Origin of the sequence: Salegentibacter sp. BDJ18, from assembly GCF_017579965.1 — a bacterium.
GTDB lineage: Bacteria > Bacteroidota > Bacteroidia > Flavobacteriales > Flavobacteriaceae > Salegentibacter.
Genome location: NZ_JAFLQX010000008.1, coordinates 1 through 20,524, shown reverse-complemented (window position 1 = coordinate 20,524; position 20,524 = coordinate 1). Strand labels below are relative to the sequence as shown.

Here is a 20,524-nt window from a genome sequence, read left to right as displayed (position 1 = left end):
GTCAATGCCAATTAGGAACTGGGGCATTATTTTAAATCAGTTCCTTACGATCTATGAAAAAAGGGTCAGACTTTAAAAAGTCCAACCCCTGTTATTTTAACTTTACACACTTTGCGGGATAGTGTCGGTATCTAAGAATTTATTTCTATTGGTGTCGCAATTTTTGTCATTACTGGGGTATATAAATCTAAATTTTGCTCTGGAGTCTCTAAACTGATTATCAATGAATACTTAGTAATTGAATTGTACCTCTTTAAATGCGACCGTTGTCTCCACCACCCCATAATCGGGAATATTCCTATCATATTACAAGACGCAATTTCAGAGGCTTTACCTGTCCATGTATCGGAGTGTATTGAGCCTTTCTTCCTACCCTGGGAACCGACTGTCCACCTATCACTACCGCTATCATTTTCTATGAGGTCATCATCTTCTATAGCAGCCTTATTAATCCGCTTTTTAAATTCCTCCTCGCTTTCCGTGGGTGAATTTAAATCGAAACCAAAGCCGTGTGAGCGATATCTATACTTGTCTTTCCAACCTATTCTTCCAGGTCCAGGTTCAATGAAATATGAAAGGGTAATTTTCACCTTTACTTCAGCATCAGGATTATCGATTAAGATTTCTTCTGGCCAAGGTATTTTATAGAAGTGCATATCTTTAAAAGATATTTGACCATTCTCCTTTTTTATGAAAGGTTGGATTTCCTCTTCGGCTATGTAAGTTAAAGCATTATTATATGTATATAAAGCTTTATCGAGGTCAGGGATTCCATATCCAAAAATTTTCATTATTTTCTTTACATCAGTCTTCATTTTTCTGTTCAATCCAAACTGTTCATACATTTCATCTTTTAATTCCGCTGCATGGACAATTAACCCTCTAATAGTTTCAGACGATAATTCAGGATATTTATTTGCAATTTGCGCAGCGAACCATGCAGCTTGAGCAGATGCGGCACTTGTAGCTCGCATTAAATCAAATTGACGAATAAGAATATGTTTAGAAGTGGAGAGAAGATTAAAATCTTCATATCCGTGCATAAATTCACTATCATCCTTTGCCTTTAAAATATTTCCACCTTCGAATACGACATCTGGTTTATATGGCCACTTGCTATCCCATTCCGAAGACGTGGAGCTATAAGGCGATAATCCATATATATTAGCTAGATTAAAATAATCAGAATATTCATCACCATCAAATTCTACCTTTCGAGTAAATGCACCTATACTCAACGCATTCCAGGATTGTGCGGGATTTTTAACTGAGGTTTGTAAATTGGAATCTGGATAAATTCTCCAATCATTTATATTTTCTAAATTACCTGCACTTAAAATGACAAGCTTAGAAGCATCATCTTCTTCTCCAAAACACAATTTGTCTACTGCGGCCGACCAAGAAGAGGGTTCACCATAATGCGAATTAACATCGGCAGTAACAGCCATACAAAAAATTATAGTATTATTAGGCTTATGAATAAGAGCTCTATTCATTGCCTGACTTGTGATATCTCCCCATAATTCCACAGGATTTTCACCTTCATTTGGTAAGATTTTCACTGAAATCAAATCGTGATAAACGTGATAATCGCCTGTCGAAGTTAGCGCATCCTCTAAACTGTTAAAAATAGCGAGCCCCGCCATTAAGGTTCCATGTCCTGAATGGTCATGATTCAACCATTTTGGGTCAACAGAAAGACAACTATCTTCGGCTAAAAAGGGCTTCAATAATGAATGCTCATTGTTAATTCCTGTATCCATTACACATATAGAAACAGAGTTGTCGTGCACATTTAATCTATCTAGCAAATCATTAATCCAATCTATTTGTTCTTTTCTACTTTCATTGTACCAAAAGCCTGCAGCCTCATGACCTAATCTAAATTCGGCAAGATTATCATCTCTTGCAATTAACTCTTTTAAATCTTGATTTTTACATTTTACTAAAAAAACTAGTCTTTCAGGAAATACAATTCTTGCATCCTTATGTTCTATTCCCAATTCTTCTAGAGTGTTAAGAAAATTTCGGCTGACCAAGTCCATTTCATCACTTTCAAATCTTAACCAGACTTCGCACCATACAGGAGTGTCTCCAGGAATTAAAGCTTTTCGGTCTGTCCATAAGCTCTCAACCATTGCGAGGCGAACATCCTCAATACCGTTAATAAGCTTCTCATTTTTTGCCTTACCACTTTCTACTGTCTTAGTCCTATAATCTTCAATCTTTTGAAGAAAATTTTTCTCCTTCCCTTCGGGTACATACACAGTAGCAATGACTGTTATTTCTTCATTATCCAACTCTTCACGCACATTTAATAATCTAATATTTTGCCTAATATCTTCGAGACTTTTGGTAATAATCTCTTTTCCTGATTGACTAGAAAATTGAATATACGTGCCCTCACGACTTCTTAAAGAAAGAGCCTCTCTTTCAACTCGTTCTTCCTGATTTAATATCCTGAGCTCTTCAAAGGACCTTTGCAATCTTTGGGCATGAGATTCTCGTTCTCTATTTGGAATGTTGTTTTTGGGTCGTGCTTGCTGTGGGGAGGTATAATCAAGAGAAGAGTAATATTCATTAATCTTAATGTGTACGTATTTGTCACTCATTTCTATTCTTTATATGCTGAAACCCTATCTGAAATCATTTGTTTAAAAATCTCTAGAGTTATTACATTTTGATTATTAATTATTATATGTTTTATAGAATCAATACAAGCTTGTGTTATTTCTGCATGACTTAAATTGGAAGTAGAATTAAGAATGGATTTTATATCAAAATCTGGATAAAAACCAGCAAGCTTATTTTGCACTAAAAGAGCAGTTTCTTTTTTATTAGGTAAGCTATACGTTAAAACATCATCAAACCTTCTAAACAAAGCGTAGTCAAGACTTGCTCTTGAATTAGTTGCAGCCACAATCAAACTTTCTGATTTATCATACTCGATAAATTGAAGAAATGAATTTAGAACTCTTCTCATTTCCCCAACGTCATTTTCTTTGTTTCTTTCGGAGCCGATAGCATCAAACTCATCAAACAAATACACCCCTGGTCTTTCCCTAATTAGGTCGAAAATCTGTCTTAATTTAGCACTAGTTTCCCCCATAAATTTAGTCACCATTTTATCCATAAGGATTATATAAAGTGGTTTCTCCAATTCATGAGCAATCACCGATGCAGTCATTGTTTTCCCAGTACCTGGTGGACCAGATAACAAAATTTTCCTTCGGTTCTCAAGTCCGAATTTAATTAAAGTTTGCTTTTTATGAAATTCTTTTAAAATTCTTTGTATTCTTAATTGTAAATCTTCTCTAACTATTAATTCGTTTAATCTGCTTTGAGGTTTCACCTCTAAGACCAAATCACTTAGTTCAGGAGATAAAGCCTTGAAAGTTTTCCTAGTTCCTGTTCCTTTGGATTTATCGATTAACAGTTTTATGTCTTCAGCAATCTGACTGTGTCCCTGTCTAGCCTCATGAGCTGCAAGCTGAAGAGCTAATGAGATAAATCTCTCATTTCCGTCTTCGAAATGTGATTTAATTAACGCTTTTATTTGTTGGGCAGTTGCCATTTTTAAAATTTAATTACAGCTTTCTCGCCAGGAGAAATAATATCCCTCTAAAGGTATAAAAAGCAATGTTTATTAATGAAAGCAATAATACAATTTCTTTCTCGCACTGTATTCAAATTATAGTATAATGAGATTTTGCTCGGTTGAGCTATCCTGCAAAATGTATAATTTTAAAATTCCTATAAAATTTTTATCATTTCCAGGTTTTAAGGAGTTATGTAACTTGCCGTGAAAACAAAATTAGTCCTTCATGTTTCTAAAATGTGTACGATAAATTTCTTTTGGAGAAGTAGTTTTAATTAATTTTTAGAGGAAGTTTCGGGAAATAAAAAATCCACTCAACTAATTTACAGATAAATGTACTTGAATTCAGTAGTAGGGAAAATTATTATATCGACCCAATTCTTACAACATATAGCTAATTCTTTGTTAAACCAAATGCCTCTTCTTTCACCCCTCACGTTCATTAAAATCTGTTGGCTATTACCTGATTTAATGGCCTCACCAACTACCCAATGCATTGTCTGCCTCTTGTTCGAATTTGTTCTGGGTCTTCCTTTTATTGGTACATCAAACTCTTGATAATCTCTACCGCTGTCAGCCTTACAGAATAAAATCAGCACTCTTACTGGTTTTATTGATTTAAAACAATGTTCTTAAACACCATGAGATTTACTATACCTACATAAAAGTTACTCTCTTTTCTTATATACAGATAAATCCTCCTCTTCATCCTCCTCGTCTCCAAATTGCATCAATGTACCTGAATCATTAAGAAATTTCACCATTATTATCGATTGCTCAGTTTCGGAACCATTTTCATTATAAGTATCAGTGTTAGTGCCTTCATCATAAGTTAAGGTCAAGATACCATTTTGAAAGACGTAACTTCCGTGAAATTCAACTGTTCTTCTCTCAATTACAGTGTCAGGCTCGTCTTCAGTAATATTGCAGTTTTCATCCAAGTCAATGTGGTAGAAGACGGCTTCTTCATCAAGATAAACAGAAAATCTATCCATAGTGAAAACGAGTTGCATTCCATGCATAATTTCCCGACTTAGCGGAACAAATGGGCAGTCATAAGTAGTGTTCTCATATGGTTCTCCTGGTTGAAGGTCTGTGGAACCTATCCAGTCCCAAACGCCAACAAGGGGATTCACATATATTTCGAAGGATTTGTCAGCTAATAATTCCCCATCATCATTTTTGATTTCTGCAAGTATAGGTATTACTAACTCAAAATTTCCAGGGTTAACTTTAACTTTGAACTTAGCTAATCCATTGACATCAGTGCGATATGGGCCTGTCGGAGTGTAAGAAATGTATGGATTATTACTGGAAACTCTAACGAGAGCATCTTTTACGGGTTGATTTTCGCCATCCACAACAAGGAGTTCAACTTCAACTTCTTTGTTTTCATCAATGTTTTCTTTGTCTCCCTTTTTAACTTCAATTTTTAATCCCACTGCTGCTGCAAACTCTAACGGGGAATTTTCTATTGGACTTCCATCACCCTTCTTGACAATAGCTTTCATATATTGTATAGCGTCTGAGGTACTACCCAATTCCCAGGTGGTTTCAGCTATTCCATTTTCGTCTGTAAATACCTTATCAGGTAAAGCTTTGCCATGACCAGGTTGGGCCTCAAAATAAACTGGCACATCAGATTCAGGCTGACCATTGGAATCGAGTAACAGTACTTTAAGCGGTTTGCTCAAAATTTTATTAACCTGACCAATTTGATTGTCCCCCGAAAGTTTTTCAACCTTGAATGGCGTCAAGAAAGAAACAGAATCACTTCTAAAGGAAGTTTGAAAATCCTCTAATTGTTTAGAGAGAATGCGGCCTCTTATTCCAATGGAAGATTTTATGTATGCATCTGCCCGAAAATGCCAGTTGTCTTCTGTTGATGTCTTTTCCTTCATATCCAGCTGAGGCCCCACGTCAACATTCGGCCCTATCAAACCATAAAAAAGAAATGTGGTTTTAAACATAACCGCCACGTTCGCCTCAGATGTTACAACGCCCTCTTTTTCCATAACTTTAACTGTGGTGTTGGGCTCAAAAATAAATAGGTCGTCCCAATCGCCGTTAATATACTGAGCGCCCAAATCCAATTCACCTTTTGTTGAAACATCTAATCTTCTTCTAAGGGCTCCCTCTACATGTCCCCCGAATTCAACATCCAAGGATGTCTTTACCAACACGTTTACGGGAAGAACTGCTGGCACCCCCAATATAACTACTGGAACTCTAAACCTGAATTTAAAGTACCAGGCTCTCAAAGTTTTGGACTGTGTAGCCAATGTTAATTTTTGTTTGGCCTCTACCAATAAAGAAAAGTCAGATTCCACATATGAACCCAAGGAACTAAACTTCATGTATTTCTCTCCGTTATCAAAATTGAAGTCATAAGACCAGTCAAAGTCATAGCTTGTGGAGCCGTTAATCAGAGCCACCTCAAGATTACTATCACTGAGTAATTCGAAATTCTCAAAAGAGAAAGCTCCTTTACTGCTTTTTTCATAGCTTTTTACAAGGCTCTCATCGTCAAGATGTAATTCTAATCTTCCTGATTTAAATAAATCATCTAACGAGGCAGGTTCTGTTGTCAAAGTCACATTGTCACTTTCCTTTTTTACCGTAAGTACTTTTCTTAAAAAGCCGTTGCCCTGTTCCCCGACAATTGTTCCCCCTTCATTTATATCAAGGTCACTACCTCCAAAAATATATGTTCCTTCTTCTATTTGCAGTTCTGTACTTATTAAGGGATTAGCTATGGAATCAATTATTGTTACATTATCATGCAGAACTAATTCATCCTGAACTGTCGGAGAGGTTGGTTCAACGGGCGTGGGTGAATCATCTTCTTTTGAACATCCCCAAAAGGTTAGAAGTATTAAAACCACAACCGTGAACAATTTTAAGTTTTGGTTATTTCCCATAATATAAATTTTTTACAGACATTACACGGAAGGTTCCTACTTGACATTTACAATAGGAGAAACTTTTTAATCTCTAAATTTGGAAGGGGAGAAATAAAGATAACTAGAAAATACGTAGCTTCAGTAGCACTCAATTTATAAAATTGGTGAACAACCTAATAAAACGATAAAAGATGTTTTGGGTATTAAAAAGCTATATGCTTCTGACAAAAAGGTTAATAAATAACCTACACTGCCATTTCATATTATATAAAGCTAAGCGTAATAATAATGGGCTCGAAAGTAACTTTTGGACCTAAACAATTGGTTATATTTTTTTGTTACTTCATAGGTCAGTGATGGTAGGAATAGGCTCATCTTTGGGTAAAATATTTCCACTCTCTTTTTTTAATGAAGATTTAAAAATCAACATAGCTCAAAATATGGAATGATTTTATGAAAAATGAACTTGGTTAAAGGAAGCAACCAATTAAACTTCATGTCTAAAGAAAGTAAGAGGGGGAATTGCAAAAAAAAAGCTTCTATTTTGAGTCAACGACTTCACTCTTAAAACCCACTTCGTTACGAATCACCTCTTATTTTCGGGAAAAATTCGGGAAATAAAAAAGCCATTTAGTTGATTTACAGCTAAATGGCTTTGAATTTAGTAGCGGGAACTGGACTCGAACCAGTGACCTTCGGGTTATGAGTTTTCAACCCTCACCCTTCAAAAGCGCCTAAAACACCTGTTTTTCAATGATTTATGATTGGTGTAATTTTTTTTAATATTAAAAAATAAGGCTTGAAACTAATAAATGTTGTACCTATGTTGTACCCATAATTTACTATATTTATAATTCAATGTATTTATTATGGCAACCATTAGAGCAGTTTTACGTAAAAAAAAGAACTCAGAAAATAAATTTCCGATAGCAATTAGGATCACAAAAGACAGAAAAAGTACGTTTCTGGGTACCGGTCAATATATTGAAGAAAAATACTGGGATAAAACAAATAGGTGTGTGAGGAAAAAACATCCTAATGCCAATTACATCAACAATTTTATTATATCGAAAATTGCCGAAGCAAATAAGAAAGTTCTCGAAGCTGAAAGCAGTGAAGAATACCAAAACGTTAGATCCATAAAAAGGAAAATCACACAGAATAAAAAAGTCGATTTTTTTGAAATTGCAGATAAGCATCTGGAAAATTTAAAAAACAGGAATCGACATCATCAATATGATACTGAGGTAGGTCGCTTAAAAAAGCTAAAAAAATTTATAGAGAAAAACGAATTAGGTTTTAATGAGATAACTGTTTCACTTCTTAAAAAATTTGAAGCCTATTTACTTCATAATAAAAAGCGTTCACCGCGTACGGTAGTGAACTATCTGATTTTAATACGAACTATTTACAATCTTGCCATATCTGAATCTTTAGTTGACAGAGGTATGTATCCCTTCGGAAAAGGAAAAATTCAGATCAAAATTCCAGAAACCCAGAAAATTGGTTTAAACCTTAAAGAGATACAACGCCTGGAAAATGCCGCCGATCTGACAGAACCTCAGCAAAAAGCCGTGCATGTATGGCTTATCAGTTTTTATTTTGCCGGGATCAGGGTAGGTGATGTATTAAAATTAAAATGGTCAGATTTTAATGATGGAAGGTTAATGTACCGAATGAACAAAAACAGTAAATTGGTAACCCTTAAAACACCAGAAAAGGCTGAGGCTATATTCAAACAGTATCGAAAGAAAGATTCCCTACAGGATTTAATTTTTGATTATCTCAAAGACACAGACCTATCAGATACCCATAGAGTTTCTATTAGAACCCAAAGTGTAAACAGAAACCTAAACCGGCTCCTAAAAAGGGTGGCATCAAAACTAAAGATCAAGAAAAAAATGAGCATGCACATTGCGCGGCACAGCTTTGGGAATATTTCTGGGGATAAAATCCCAATTCAAATGCTGCAAAAGCTTTACCGTCATTCATCGGTGACTACCACCATAAATTATCAAGCGAATTTTATTCATAAGGAAGCTGATGATGCATTGGATAGTGTAATCAATTTTTAAATTTAGGTGATGGCAATTACCTAAATTTTTTGAAAGGTGCCGGTGACCTCAGTAGTATCTTTCCATTTCCAAGAATATCTTCTGCAAATACAGATGCGGGAGAGATTAATTTCAGGGTTATTAAAGATATATTCAGTAATGGATTAACAGAAAATCTGCTAATTATGTCCGTCAATTTTTTTAAATATTTCTGGCATTGACTCTTCATCAATTGCTTTCATATCTATTAATTTCAGAGATTTTACCATTCTCTGGGTATTGGTTTTATAATATTGAAAATGCGGTGCTTCCAAATGAGACTCGTATGCTTTTTTATCAGCATAAATTTCTAAAATCCTTATTTGGTTAGGGTTTTCCGTTTGATACATGGGGAAAATTGAAACGACCCCGGGCTCCACCCTAACAGAGGCCTCAGCTTCTTCTTTCAAAATTTCCTTATATTCCTCTATGTACTCAGGATAAATTTCTAATTCTGCTATTCTGATGAGCATTTCCTTAGAGCTGAAGGCATCTTTACTTACATTATTTTCTTTGCAAGATGAAAAACATAGTATGATTGTTAAGAAAGCAAGCTGGATTTTTAATGACTTCATAACTCCCATTTTTATTTATTATATCTCCCTTAGATTTCTATATTCTCACTGGTTAAAAACCAATTTAGAAAAAATTAAGTTTCCCAGCTTGTAATATACAGTTATTTAAAAGTCCTTTATATTTGAATTCAAGTTGAAGATAGCGGTTAAGGAGTGGCCAACACCTTGCAGATGATGGGGGCGACTTGCGGCTGATAAAGACGGCGTTATCTAATATTAATCTGCAAATAAGTCCCGTATGAGGCGGGGCTTATTTTATCCAGCGCTGAGGCGAGAGTTTCTAGCATATTATATATCTTACCAAGGTACATAAGTGAACCACCCGGAAAAGGAAATTCAGTAATTAAAACTTTACACGATTCTTTATGGTTTTTCAAGTGTTAGGCAAGATTTTATTGCTCTGGTTCTCTCGGCCTTTTTAGTGAAGACTATAATGTATATCTCCCTTCATAATTTTTGGTATGTTTGTGACCTCTGAGCTGCTATAAATAATTGATACTAAAAATTTGCATATACATTCGTCCGTACCACCAACAGGAAGGCTTACTTCCTAGTATCATTCTTTTTCATTCGCAAGTCAGTTATTTTCCACAATTGATAGTCCATTTTATACATAGATTTAAATGCTAAACATATTTCCGAAATCATTTTACTGAAATCCTCGTCAGGCTTCCATTTAACTTTGAAGTTTCCAATATCTATGTCATTATGTTTTTCTGTATGCGATAAAAAGAATTTTCTAAACATTAAGAACAATGTATCTTTGTAAGTATGAAATAATTCAGGATATTTTCTTTGCACATCGATTGAGAAAAATGAATTTTCCTCATACTCAAATCCACTGAATTTTTTTAGCTTAAAAAGTTCTAGCCAAAAAGAATCGCTCATATTTTTCAGGTTATCAGCATGAAGAAATGATGTTGTTAAGTAAATCCCTTCTAAATCAGTTGCTAAATAATAAGTGCCGCCAGTCTTTTTTGATTCAATTATTAATGATGGTCCATATAAATTCACGTACATTTTACTTGTATCAAAGTCATCTTTAAAATTTCCATATTCTATAGCCAAATCAGCAATTTCCCCAAGTATGCCAGAAGTTTCGTAAGTCAAATTTGTTAACTCTTCCTCACTTTGGTTCTCCATATCAAATAAAGAGTTCCTTTGCCGGTTCAAAACTTCAATCCAGCGGTCGAAATTCTTAAAATCACCTTTAATTATATTATTTAATCGATTATTCATTGAATATTAAATTGGTTAGGAGTAATTAATATTAGTGCGTTAATAAACTTAACATCCTGTCATTTACTGACTCAAGTTGGTTGGATTGAATGCGAATACCAAATATGCTCCGTTTACCGTTATTATAATTCCTAATAATATGGGACATTAAGTTCATCTTTTAGAGAAAGAATTTCATCTTCTATTTCTCGAATTTCTTTTCTAAGAATATTGATATTTTCCTTACGTTTATAGCATTCTTCTTCTAAGGTTGCAATTTTTTCAAGTTTAGAATTGTGATTATCAATTAAAAATTTATTCCTCTCAATTTCCTCAAATAAATATTGCTGATAACCCTCTACATAGCTACCATATTCATCCTCGGACAAATATTCCCACTTTTTACTTTTTTTTGAAATAAGATATTTCTTCAATGTCTCAAATGAAAAATTGAAATAAAAATTATCAAGGAAATCTACGAGGTCTATAGACAAAGTAGGCTTTTTGATTCGTGATAATTTTTTCTTCTTATCATCATCTATAGAGTTCGAAAAGAATGGTTCAATAAAATACTCTTTATCACCAACGGTCGCTACAATGTCAATTCTAACCTTCCCCAGCTCGGTATTATACTCCTTTTCGGTTTCTATTCCTTCTATTGCTAAATTTTTACTATCAGTTAGATTTGCTGTATCCGTCCGAGCCAGTGTTTTTAGAAGTTATGGATTCTGGTCATTTCTAGTAGAGATATATTCCCCATCATTCCCTTCCTTATCTATCCCTGCCATCTATAAAACTCTACTGGGTTTCAAAGCTCTGAATAAAGCTAAGAATACCTAAAAGGATTATTCCTTTGTTCTCCCGATCCATATTGATTAGTACTGGTCTGTTATTATATCTGAAGAGCACAGCTGTCCACAAGGATTTAGATTGGAGATTCTGCAATGTATCTGTATAAATCTTTTCTCTGGATTCTTCGGGTTCTCCTTCACTATAATCAAGCATATGCTTATTACCCCTTTGAAGCTTTTCGAACTGGGCCTGGGTCACTTTCCTTTTGGGAAGATTTTCGTTTGATCCAAAATACTCCCATATTAAAAAATAAATTTTCATTATTTCTTCCAACTCCTGCGGGGAAACATCTGCTCTGTAACCTAGAAGAACGGTTAGGAAGAAAGGTTGATGTTTAAATATTTCCTCACAAATCCTATTTACATACTGCGCATCTAAAGTGTCTATTTTTCTGATCAGACCGGCTAATTCAGAAGTTTCACTATTGTCCTTTTCATTATAAGTCACTTTCTTCATAATTATATTTTAGTATAGGATTCTTGTGGTATCTCTCAAGGGAAGCTTGCTAAGCTTTTTGATAGCCGGGCAATAACTCCTCCAGTTTTTGGATGCTATGATTAGGTATTCTTTGCAGAGTATCCTCTAACCACTGTTGGGGATTCACACCCTGCATTTTACAACTCCCAAAGAAGGAATATAACATAGCCGCATTTTGCGCAGCCTTGTGAGAGCCTGCAAACAAGAAATTTTTTCGGCCGAGAGCCAATGGACGAATAGCATTCTCAATAAGGTTGTTATCCAATTCGATCCTGCCATCTTCAAAGATCACCTCGAACTTAGGATATTGATTTATAAAATACGTCATGGCTTTCCCCATCGCACTTTTAGGTAACACCTTAAACTGTTCTTCCTGGATCCAGGTTTTGATCTGTTGCAGTAGCGGCAGCACCTTTTGTAATCTTAGTTCCTTTCGCATCTCTGCATCCCCGGCTGCTGCTTCTTTGATCGCTCGTTCCTCCCTATAAATTTCACTAAATATCGCTAGTGCTTTTTCTGCCCTTGCTTGATCCTGGTCCCGGGCATCCACAAATTTTCGCCTGGCATGCACCAGGCAACCGGCCATAGTAATATCCGGATCTAACCCGATTTTATCATATACCGTGTAACCATCGCATTGAACGTACCCTTTATACCCATCAAGGAGTTCCTTGGGACCATGTTGCCCGCGTCCTTTGCGGTAATTAAAGAGCACCAGTTTTTGCAAGGGGTCGTGATAGACCCATTGATAGCCTTGATGTGTGCTGCCTTTTTTATCACTATCCAGCACCTTTATCGGGTCGAGTAGACAAGGGGAATTTCACCCCAAGTCTCTCACAGCACCGTACGTGATAGTCTCCCATCATACGGCGCTTCCAGATTAACGGTACAATTAGTAAGGTTTTATATCTAAGACAGGTTTCCAATGCTCAAACAATTGTGGGTTAGTCTTGTACACATTTTTTAGCCATTTTCGAGCTTGCACTCTACTGCGCTTTCTGTACCTCCTAATCCATCTAACTATTTTCCTGTTTAACCAATACCATAGTCCACGGGTTGTCCATTTCGAATACTTGCAAAAATATTGATACCAGCCCCTTATCATAGGGTTGATTATCTGTGCCAGTTCTTGGATGGATCCCCGAAACTTTCTATTGACAACCTTCTTAAGTCTTCGCCTTGCTTCTTTCTTTGAGGCGTGGCTCATTACTGGAAAGTAAGTCAGTTTCCAACCATTTTTGGTTGGTCGTCTGAGGGGGCGGAACGTGTAACCGAGAAAATCAAAACTTGTATTCTTGTGACTTTCGCTGTGCACGTGATTCTTGCAATACACAATGTGAGTTTTCTCACTATTGAGTTCCAACTTACAAGCTTTCATCCGTTTAGAAACAGCCTCTCTAATGAAATATGCTTGTTTCTCTGATGTGCAATGTATGATGGCATCGTCGCAATATCGTTCGAAAGGCATATTGGAGTGATGGATTTGCATCCATTTATCGAATGCAAAGTGAAGAAATATATTGGCAAGTAGCGGACTAATGACGCCGCCTTGAGGAGTACCTTTTATTCTATCGGTGATTTCACCTTCTCTGGATACTCCTGTTTTCAACCACCTTCCAATATACATCAACACCCATTTCTCTTTTGTATACCTTTCTACTGCCTTCATCAGTAGGGTATGGTCAATGTTATCAAAGAATCCACGAATATCAAGGTCTACCACCCAACTGTAATAACCACATCTGGACACTGTTTTCTCCAGTGCCTGATGCGCACTTTTCCTGGGTCTGTATCCATAACTATTCTGATGAAAACTGCTTTCCACCTTGGGTTCTAAGTAACTTTTAATCACCTGTTGCGCAATGCGATCCGATACCGTAGGAATTCCGAGACTGCGAAAGCCTCCTGTTTTCTTGGTTATACGAACTTCCTTTACAACAGGCGGAAAATAACTGCCTGAGGTCATACGGTTCCAGATTTTATACAAATTTCCAGAGAGGTTCTCCCTAAAATTCTGTAAACTCTGTCCATCGACTCCGGCACTGCCCTTTTTGGACTTTACTTTCTTGTACGCATCCAATACCATTTTCTTGGTTATTGGATGTTGTTTTGTTTCATAATAATCAATCATCCTTCTTTCAAAGTTGTGTCTTACATAAAACTAATCTGGCTAAGCCCTTCCCTCCATCTCCATTACAGAGACTTCTGCAGTACTACGGCTTAGTCCGCCTCTGTACAGTTCATTGGTTTTCTGCCTCACGGGGTTTCCGCTTGTGCATTTCCCTTACCATCCCTGTACAAATTCCCTTGTTCCGTTAGATCGCCTATTTCAGTGTCCTGCCACCTCTGTACCGCCTGTCACTTAGTCAACTTCAGGTTACTGCCACTAAGTTTTATTCTCGGAGAAGAAACACAATTCTCCGATTTCGACAGAATCTGGCGATATCGGTACTTTAACTTAACCAGTGATTCACTTTCGTTCAGCTCACTGAAATTCACCTGACGAGTATTCTCTCGCCTTTTCCTTGTCGCTCAGCACCTCATTCTTTCGAAATAAAGCACCACAAGGTGGTTTGTAGGGTCTGTCTGTCAACCCCTACGGTGGGTCTACCACCATCAATCTAACAGCCTGCGGCATTACTTTAGGCCGCTTCAAGGCACACTGTTTCATCTACCTGCAAGTATCCTTGAGATTTTACATCGGCTATGAGTTCTTCAAAAAGTGGAACAATGCGATCGAGCCCCCTGGCACACCAGCCATTCATAGTAGAAGCAGCAATGGGGACTTTTTCTCTTTTAAAGCGTTCAAGCTGCCGGTAAAGCGGTAAATAATCGAAGAATTTATCAACGATGATGGAAGTTATCAGTCCTGACCCTGGAATACCTTTATCGATCACCCGCTCGGGAAGTTCTCCTATGATCACACCTTCTCCGGATTTGTGAGCGTATTTATACCGGATATATCTGCGAATAAAAAAACGTGCAGGCTCATATTCCAATTCATCGGTCTCTTCCTGGCCGATACATTTCATCTGGGAGATATCTCCCTCGGGATAGATCTTCACTTCCTCTACCGGAAGATGATCTGGAAGCGGCTGACGCCCTTTATGATTGGCATTTTTTTTCTTACGCTGGTAGGTAATCTTTTCTGTAAAGGCTTCTTCTCGTTTTTCAAGATCCTGGGCAGTAACCTCAAAAGGCAAAGCTAGCTGATCCTTATCTTCAAAACGCTCGCGTTTCTGACCGAACTGCATCCTTCGGAACATCTCCAGCTGGCTCTCCAGGTAGGCCACTTTTTCCTCTAGAACTCCGGACTTACTCAAATAGCTGCGAAGATGCTCATCAGCCCGGGCAAGTTCCTTATCTTTTTGCTTTAATTCTTTATCTTTTTGTTTTAAATTCTCTTTTTGAAGCTCTAATTCCTGCTGAGATTTTTGAAGCTCTTTTTTATGGAATGTCGCCTGCGCTGATTGCTCTTCTAAAAGCGCCAACAGCTGTTGTTTTGAAAGGGTTTCCAGGGATTTTTCCATAGTATAAAAGTACGGATTTCCCTGCTTTTTTACAATAATTATTTTGTGTTTTTATCAGTAAAATCAAGGGATTCGGGAGGATTATACCGACTAAGGTGACGCAGCTTTTCTGCCTTGATTCCCTCGATCATCAGCACCAGCTGACTCCAACTAACACTACCTGACTCAAGCATCTTAGGAAGCGAGAATGTTCCTTTCTCAAGACGTTTATAATAAATTACAAAACCCCCGGATTCCCAGTGCAGAAGTTTGATATGAGTAGCCCGGCGGTTGATGAATATAAAAACATCGCCACTGATGGGATCCTTTCCCATCTGAGCGGTAACCAATCCCGATAGGCCATGGAAACCCTTTCTCATATCGCAGGCCTGGTTATAAAGGTAATATCGGTTGGAGGAACTTAAACTGAACATGAGACTACAAGTTTACCAGGGCTGCTAGTTGATTCAAACCAATACCACTGACTTCTAGCTGTACTCCATTGGGATATCGCAGGCGATACTGCGAATGAAAAATAGCTGCTTTATCAGGAGTGATATCTACAAATCCATCCGGAGCTTCCGATTTCCTGTTCTTCCATTTTTTAATCCAGTAGTAAAAATTACTACGAGTTATCCCATGATGGTGACAAAAATCTTTTTTACTTAGACCGCTAACTTCCCATTTCTCGATTAACTCATACATAAAGGCTTGCTTATCCATTTCTTTTTTGTGGGCAAGCTAGAATTTATCTTAAGTTTACAAAAGATGTACTTAGCCAACTGGATACTTTTCAACAACAGTTGCGAGGTTAAAGCCAAAATTGGCAATTCAATTAAAGGACCTATAACTAATGACAATGCAACCAATGGTTCATAAGCAAATGCGGAAACTGCAATGGCCAATGAAATAGGTGAATTTCTTGCCATTGTTGTCAATGTGAGGCTTACCCTGTTTTGATAACTGAATTTAAAAAACCTGCTGACCAGCTGTGCCAGTAAAAAAGTAATGATAAAAAATATAATCACGGGAAATAGCAATTTGTAAATAACATCAGGATTTTCCAGTAGATTTCTTCCTTCTGAAGCAAACATTGCGACTACTGCCAATGATAAAAACAACACCTGGGATTTTACAAAAAAGCCGGTAAAAGACGTCCCTGAAGTATTGCTTCGGCTAACTATTTTTTTGGTAACTAATACTAATAAAAAAGGAATCAGGAGCACCAGAAGAATACTTTCAACCAGTGACCTGAATTCAACATTTCCTGATCTTCCAAAGAATAGTAACAAAAATATTGGAAGTAAAAGAATCTGCAATATCAGGTTGATTGGAAGAATAGAAGTAGATAGCGGCACATTTCCTTTTGCAACACCGGTAAACACCAGGTACCAATCTGTACAGGGAGTTACCATAAGCATCACAAACCCTATCTAGATGGCCAGCTCGTTATCCAGAAACAAGTATCCCAGCAAATAAGCAAACAGGGGAGTCCAGATAAAATTAATAACAAGGCTGCTAACTGAAAATTTGAGATTGAAGAAAGCACTTTTAAGCTCGCCGATGTTTATACTTAAGAATAAGCCGTAAAGCATTACCATAAGCAAGAGTACAATAAAGCTCGATGCATATCTCTCCAAAATAGCCAAATTCCCCAATAATAATCCCAGTACAACTGCCAATAAAATGACACCTGTTTGGTATTTATTGATTTTTTCCATTTACTCTTCTGTAACCAATTCTTGTGAGGACTTGTCTGCTTTTTGATTCAGATTCCTCCATTGGAAAAAAACTATAATACCAAGTACGAGGAGCTGCGCCAGGATAGACTGTAAATTCGGGTAAATCCCCAATAATTCTATACGGGGAGCCAAATCTATGGGTGAAATGGGGATGTAACCTGCTTCCTGAAAGGCCATAATTCCTTTGCCTGTTAAAACAATTGCCAGGGCTGCTACCATATAGGAAGCCAATTTGAAGAATTTTCCTACAGGTAGTTCTTTAGTAAATTTCAGAAACACGATTGTTATAATGGCTATTATAATAACGGAAGTCAATAAGGCCCAGTTAATAGCAGAATTTGCGACATCGGGATTGCTCAGTTTCAGTGATGAAAGAAACAGAACCACTTCAAAAGCTTCCCTAAACACCACGATGAACGAGAAAATCAACAAACCTATCATATTTCCGGTTTCAGAAATGCGGTTTATTTTATTTTTTATGAAGTGTTTCCACTTCGATATCTCAGAATGGGAATGAAGCCAAATACCTGCAAAGAGCAATACCAGTACAGCCAGAATAGCTCCAACACCTTCCATCAATTCTCTTGACGCACCGCTTAAATTGATAAGTTTATCTACAAAAAACCAACTCACCACACCAGTTAGTACTGCGAAAATCCATCCGGAATGGACGGCTATCACTGCGCGTTTGATTTTCATAGGTCTTAGAACACGGAGAATAATGAGGATAATAAGCAACGCTTCCAAGGCCTCCCTGATAAGGATTGATAATGCAGCACCATATATAAATGCAAGGGAATAATCCTTTTCTGCTAAAACAGTTTTGGCAGAGGTTATTTTTTCTTTAAGGGCATTATAATAATTTTCCGCACCTATTTTGTTGTTGTTTTGAAGTGCTTTTCGGTAAGCAATCATATCCCGCTCAATACCCCTCACTAATGAAGGCGCAGATGCACCCAATATATTCTCCACCAGCTCAACGCCTTCAAGGTAGGATGTCAAGGCATATTTTTCGGCAATTTTATTATTGCCTTTTTGAAATTCCTGATATGAAAGATCAAGGTTGGTCATAGCAACATTTAGAGGTTCAGGCCTTTCAGGTTCATAATTCCGCACCTGGCCAACTGTTATATTGCTGAAAGATTTATTCAAAAAATGTTGCAATTCTTCATCGTTCCATTTGCTGATGCTGTCAAGATGCAAATTGGAAGGCAATGGAGCTCTTGAAATTTCTTCATTGTGCTTTAGTGACAGCACGTAAAAAGATAAGTCCCAAAGCTCTTCTTCTGTAAGACGGTTGTAAGAAGCCATCCCCGTGCCCTCAATCCCCAATTTGATGACATTGTAAGCCTGAAGTGGGGACAACTGGGCTTCGTGGAAATTGGTCGGTGCAGGATTTAAATTTCCGGCTAAAGCTCCGTTCCCATATCCTTTGCCTCCGTGGCAGGATACGCAATTATTCTGGTACAGGGTGGCTCCATTCTTTAACGAGGGATAACGATTAGGTGTAATTTTTAAAATTCCAAGATCGAGAATTTTGTTTTTGATATTTAAAGCAATTGTAGAAATCGCTTCTGGATTTTTTTTGTCCGCAACAGCTTGTTGCAATTCCCGCAGGGGTTCATCAAGCTTTTCAAACCTGGTATTATTAATTGTCGGCAATAGATCCTGCTGAAGTGCAATGGATTTTTTTGCAAACTCGCTCATTTCGGCGAATTCAAACTCATTGATTATTTCGCCATTCTCCACCGCTACTGGATAATCCTTGGAAATGTAATCCAGGAGAGTCACCAAAGTGCGCAAATCTGTGTCATTAGCCGTATTTTGCGAAAACGTATTTATTGAAATGAAAATGACAAAGAAGAAGAATACCCTATATTTATTCATACTAAATCTAAATAAGGGCAAATATACAGTTCTGTGATTTTATAAAAAAATTGTAACTAATCAGTTTGTAGTTTGGTAATCCAATTTAGCTATAAGTGCTAGGCTATCCAAGACATTTAATCCATTTTTAATGGTAGTATCTATGACAGATCTTATCTGAGCGAAGTTCTGTGCTGCCTGGTTTATTTTGAACTGCCCCGATATTTTTTGCTTCACCTTTACATTGCGTATGGCCCGTTCGGAGGCATTATTGTCCGGTGGTACTTGTGCAAGGAAGAGGAAGGTGAAGAGGTGCTGTCGTTCCCTGCACATTCTCTTGTAAAAAGTGTACAGTTCTTGGTGCTTTCTATCGGGTGGCTGCTTCAATAAATATTCAAGCTGTTGTACTATGGCCGTTCTTTCTTTTTGATGTTCCCGGCTTTCAAGGTCCAATTTGTCTTTGAGATCCAGGGAACGGGAAAGTAGTTTTTTGAATGCTTTGCTCCACCCATCCTTGGGATAACGCTGGTCCAGATAATTCAGGGTCCGCTGCAAATGTGCCAGGCAGCTTTGATGGTATTGGGATGTAGTTTTTAGCTGAGCCTTCCATCCATCGTGCACCAAAGTGCTTTGGGGAAATCCCAGGGGGAATTCTTCATTGATCGTCTGGCTACCCCTATTGTTGGAATGAGTAACAAAGGTAAGGTTGGAGGTTTGCCAGGTCCAGAACCAGTGCTTTTTACCACTGACCTTTACCCCGGTCTCATCGGTGCCTACTACGGGGCTTTGCTGAATCCTTTGTTTTATGATCTGGTAGATAGGGTTGGTTTTTTGGGCAAACTTCTCCAGCAAATAATGCAAGCCGCCTTCGCTGATATTCACCCCAAAAACAGTATTGAATATTTCCTTCATTCTGGCAAAGGGCACGTATTGCCGGGCATGGAAATAAGCAATAAGGGATTCTATATTTTCCCCATAACTTATAGGAGCCTTTACCCTTTGTGGAAACTCAGCAGTAGTCTGACATCCACAATTACATACCTTACTGAAGGTTTGATATTCTGTATAGACCGCTTTAAGGGGCGGAATATCTATTACTTGTCGGGAATTCTTTTTCATAGACGGCATCTCTTGAAGGGATGCACCGCAAGTAGTGCAATAGTCGGGTTGTAATTTTATAACCACATCTGGATTGGCCGTCATTTCAAGAGTTTTGCCTTCCCGCCCTTTTTGACCACCGGGTTTTCTGCCCGTAGGTTTGCGTAGACTCTGATTCTTTTTAGGACGATTCTCATCCTTGGAAGGCGGTAAGGAGCTGTTACGACTATTCTTAGGGTTTTCATACTTAGCCAGGCGTTCCTTCAGAAAAGCATTCTCCTTTTCAAGAGTTTTTACTTTTCTCTCTAATGCTTCAAGACGCTTTATAAGTGCTTCGATATTCACACCATGAAAGTACAAAAGCAAAAAGCATTGAACTAATATTCTTGCCGACTTTATGACATGAAGACAACATTTTTCAAAGTCTTTTTGTCATGCTTTTAAAACAACTATATTAGACACTGATTAGCCCTTATGTTTGTAATCCATAAGTCAAGAACAGTTATTAAATTACCTGATCAAAACTTAAAAGACTCAAGTTATGGAAAGTACAAGCAAAGTATTAAATTATAGTGGGGAGAATATTTATATTG

Annotated in this window: 16 protein-coding genes and 1 pseudogene; 1 reads left to right on the top strand and 16 read right to left on the bottom strand. The window is 37.3% G+C overall.

Going from position 1 to position 20,524, the window contains the following annotated elements; genetic code table 11:
• Positions 1-131 precede the first annotated feature (131 nt).
• From J0871_RS06550 to J0871_RS06540, 3 genes are all read right to left on the bottom strand, one after another.
• Entirely contained in the window at positions 132-2,612 is a 2,481-nt protein-coding gene (locus J0871_RS06550) for a S8 family peptidase (protein WP_208224320.1), read from the bottom strand.
• Positions 2,613-2,614: 2 nt separating this feature from the next.
• A complete protein-coding gene (locus J0871_RS06545; RefSeq protein ID WP_208224318.1) occupies positions 2,615-3,574 on the bottom strand; it encodes an ATP-binding protein in 960 nt (319 codons plus the stop codon).
• 692 nt (positions 3,575-4,266) lie between these two features.
• The gene (locus J0871_RS06540; protein ID WP_208224316.1) at positions 4,267-6,519 is read right to left on the bottom strand and encodes a hypothetical protein; all 2,253 of its coding nucleotides are present in this window, start codon (positions 6,517-6,519) and stop codon (positions 4,267-4,269) included.
• 851 nt (positions 6,520-7,370) lie between these two features.
• On the opposite strand from J0871_RS06540, the gene J0871_RS06535 reads away from it, so the two are divergent.
• Entirely contained in the window at positions 7,371-8,576 is a 1,206-nt protein-coding gene (locus J0871_RS06535; RefSeq protein ID WP_013073363.1) for a site-specific integrase, read from the top strand.
• A 158-nt stretch (positions 8,577-8,734) separates the two neighbouring features.
• Here the strand turns inward: J0871_RS06535 and J0871_RS06530 are convergent, their stop codons facing one another.
• The 13 genes and pseudogenes from J0871_RS06530 to J0871_RS06470 form a co-directional block, all read right to left on the bottom strand.
• On the bottom strand, positions 8,735-9,169 hold the full coding sequence (locus J0871_RS06530) for an antibiotic biosynthesis monooxygenase (protein WP_041580114.1): 435 nt from the start codon (positions 9,167-9,169) through the stop codon (positions 8,735-8,737).
• 543 nt (positions 9,170-9,712) lie between these two features.
• Positions 9,713-10,408 (bottom strand): hypothetical protein, encoded by a 696-nt coding sequence (locus tag J0871_RS06525; RefSeq protein ID WP_013073366.1) that lies wholly within the window; start codon positions 10,406-10,408, stop codon positions 9,713-9,715.
• Positions 10,409-10,539: 131 nt separating this feature from the next.
• Positions 10,540-10,881 carry a hypothetical protein gene (locus J0871_RS06520; RefSeq protein ID WP_208224314.1) on the bottom strand — a complete coding sequence of 114 codons (342 nt, stop codon included), beginning with the start codon at positions 10,879-10,881 and terminating at the stop codon, positions 10,540-10,542.
• A 304-nt stretch (positions 10,882-11,185) separates the two neighbouring features.
• Positions 11,186-11,695: a hypothetical protein gene (locus J0871_RS06515; RefSeq protein ID WP_013073368.1), complete on the bottom strand. Its 510-nt coding sequence runs from the start codon at positions 11,693-11,695 to the stop codon at positions 11,186-11,188.
• A 49-nt stretch (positions 11,696-11,744) separates the two neighbouring features.
• On the bottom strand, positions 11,745-12,506 hold the full coding sequence (locus tag J0871_RS06510; RefSeq protein ID WP_013073369.1) for an IS66 family transposase: 762 nt from the start codon (positions 12,504-12,506) through the stop codon (positions 11,745-11,747).
• A 102-nt stretch (positions 12,507-12,608) separates the two neighbouring features.
• On the bottom strand, positions 12,609-13,847 hold the full coding sequence (ltrA, locus tag J0871_RS06505) for a group II intron reverse transcriptase/maturase (RefSeq protein WP_013073370.1): 1,239 nt from the start codon (positions 13,845-13,847) through the stop codon (positions 12,609-12,611).
• A gap of 511 nt (positions 13,848-14,358) precedes the next feature.
• Positions 14,359-15,246, bottom strand: a complete 888-nt coding sequence (locus J0871_RS06500; RefSeq protein ID WP_208224312.1) for a transposase — start codon at positions 15,244-15,246, stop codon at positions 14,359-14,361.
• A 38-nt stretch (positions 15,247-15,284) separates the two neighbouring features.
• Complete coding sequence (gene tnpB / locus J0871_RS06495; protein WP_208224310.1) at positions 15,285-15,659, bottom strand: IS66 family insertion sequence element accessory protein TnpB; 375 nt, start codon at positions 15,657-15,659, stop codon at positions 15,285-15,287.
• Positions 15,660-15,663: 4 nt separating this feature from the next.
• On the bottom strand, positions 15,664-15,948 hold the full coding sequence (locus tag J0871_RS06490; protein ID WP_208224308.1) for a helix-turn-helix domain-containing protein: 285 nt from the start codon (positions 15,946-15,948) through the stop codon (positions 15,664-15,666).
• Positions 15,918-16,646 (bottom strand): bile acid:sodium symporter, encoded by a 729-nt coding sequence (locus J0871_RS06485; protein ID WP_208224322.1) that lies wholly within the window; start codon positions 16,644-16,646, stop codon positions 15,918-15,920. The genes J0871_RS06490 and J0871_RS06485 overlap by 31 nt, the downstream gene beginning before the upstream one ends.
• Positions 16,647-16,658: 12 nt before the next feature.
• Positions 16,659-16,946 (bottom strand): sodium/bile acid symporter family protein, encoded by a 288-nt coding sequence (locus tag J0871_RS06480; RefSeq protein ID WP_013073428.1) that lies wholly within the window; start codon positions 16,944-16,946, stop codon positions 16,659-16,661.
• Positions 16,947-18,854, bottom strand: coding sequence for an FTR1 family protein (locus tag J0871_RS06475; RefSeq protein ID WP_208224306.1), 1,908 nt, complete (start codon positions 18,852-18,854; stop codon positions 16,947-16,949).
• A 60-nt stretch (positions 18,855-18,914) separates the two neighbouring features.
• A pseudogene (locus J0871_RS06470) lies at positions 18,915-20,240 on the bottom strand (IS66 family transposase); the annotation flags it as partial.
• Between the last annotated feature and the right edge of the window lie 284 nt (positions 20,241-20,524).

Coding starts and splice junctions, on each gene's coding strand:
- J0871_RS06515 (WP_013073368.1), bottom strand. CDS start 11,695: ATGAAGAAAGTGACTTATAATGAAAAGGACAATAGTGAAACTTCTGAA.
- J0871_RS06480 (WP_013073428.1), bottom strand. CDS start 16,946: ATGGAAAAAATCAATAAATACCAAACAGGTGTCATTTTATTGGCAGTT.
- tnpB (WP_208224310.1), bottom strand. CDS start 15,659: ATGTTCAGTTTAAGTTCCTCCAACCGATATTACCTTTATAACCAGGCC.
- J0871_RS06525 (WP_013073366.1), bottom strand. CDS start 10,408: ATGAATAATCGATTAAATAATATAATTAAAGGTGATTTTAAGAATTTC.
- J0871_RS06550 (WP_208224320.1), bottom strand. CDS start 2,612: ATGAGTGACAAATACGTACACATTAAGATTAATGAATATTACTCTTCT.
- J0871_RS06535 (WP_013073363.1), top strand. CDS start 7,371: ATGGCAACCATTAGAGCAGTTTTACGTAAAAAAAAGAACTCAGAAAAT.
- J0871_RS06530 (WP_041580114.1), bottom strand. CDS start 9,169: ATGAAGTCATTAAAAATCCAGCTTGCTTTCTTAACAATCATACTATGT.
- J0871_RS06475 (WP_208224306.1), bottom strand. CDS start 18,854: ATGAATAAATATAGGGTATTCTTCTTCTTTGTCATTTTCATTTCAATA.
- J0871_RS06545 (WP_208224318.1), bottom strand. CDS start 3,574: ATGGCAACTGCCCAACAAATAAAAGCGTTAATTAAATCACATTTCGAA.
- J0871_RS06540 (WP_208224316.1), bottom strand. CDS start 6,519: ATGGGAAATAACCAAAACTTAAAATTGTTCACGGTTGTGGTTTTAATA.
- J0871_RS06500 (WP_208224312.1), bottom strand. CDS start 15,246: ATGGAAAAATCCCTGGAAACCCTTTCAAAACAACAGCTGTTGGCGCTT.
- ltrA (WP_013073370.1), bottom strand. CDS start 13,847: ATGATTGATTATTATGAAACAAAACAACATCCAATAACCAAGAAAATG.
- J0871_RS06485 (WP_208224322.1), bottom strand. CDS start 16,646: ATGCTTATGGTAACTCCCTGTACAGATTGGTACCTGGTGTTTACCGGT.
- J0871_RS06490 (WP_208224308.1), bottom strand. CDS start 15,948: ATGGATAAGCAAGCCTTTATGTATGAGTTAATCGAGAAATGGGAAGTT.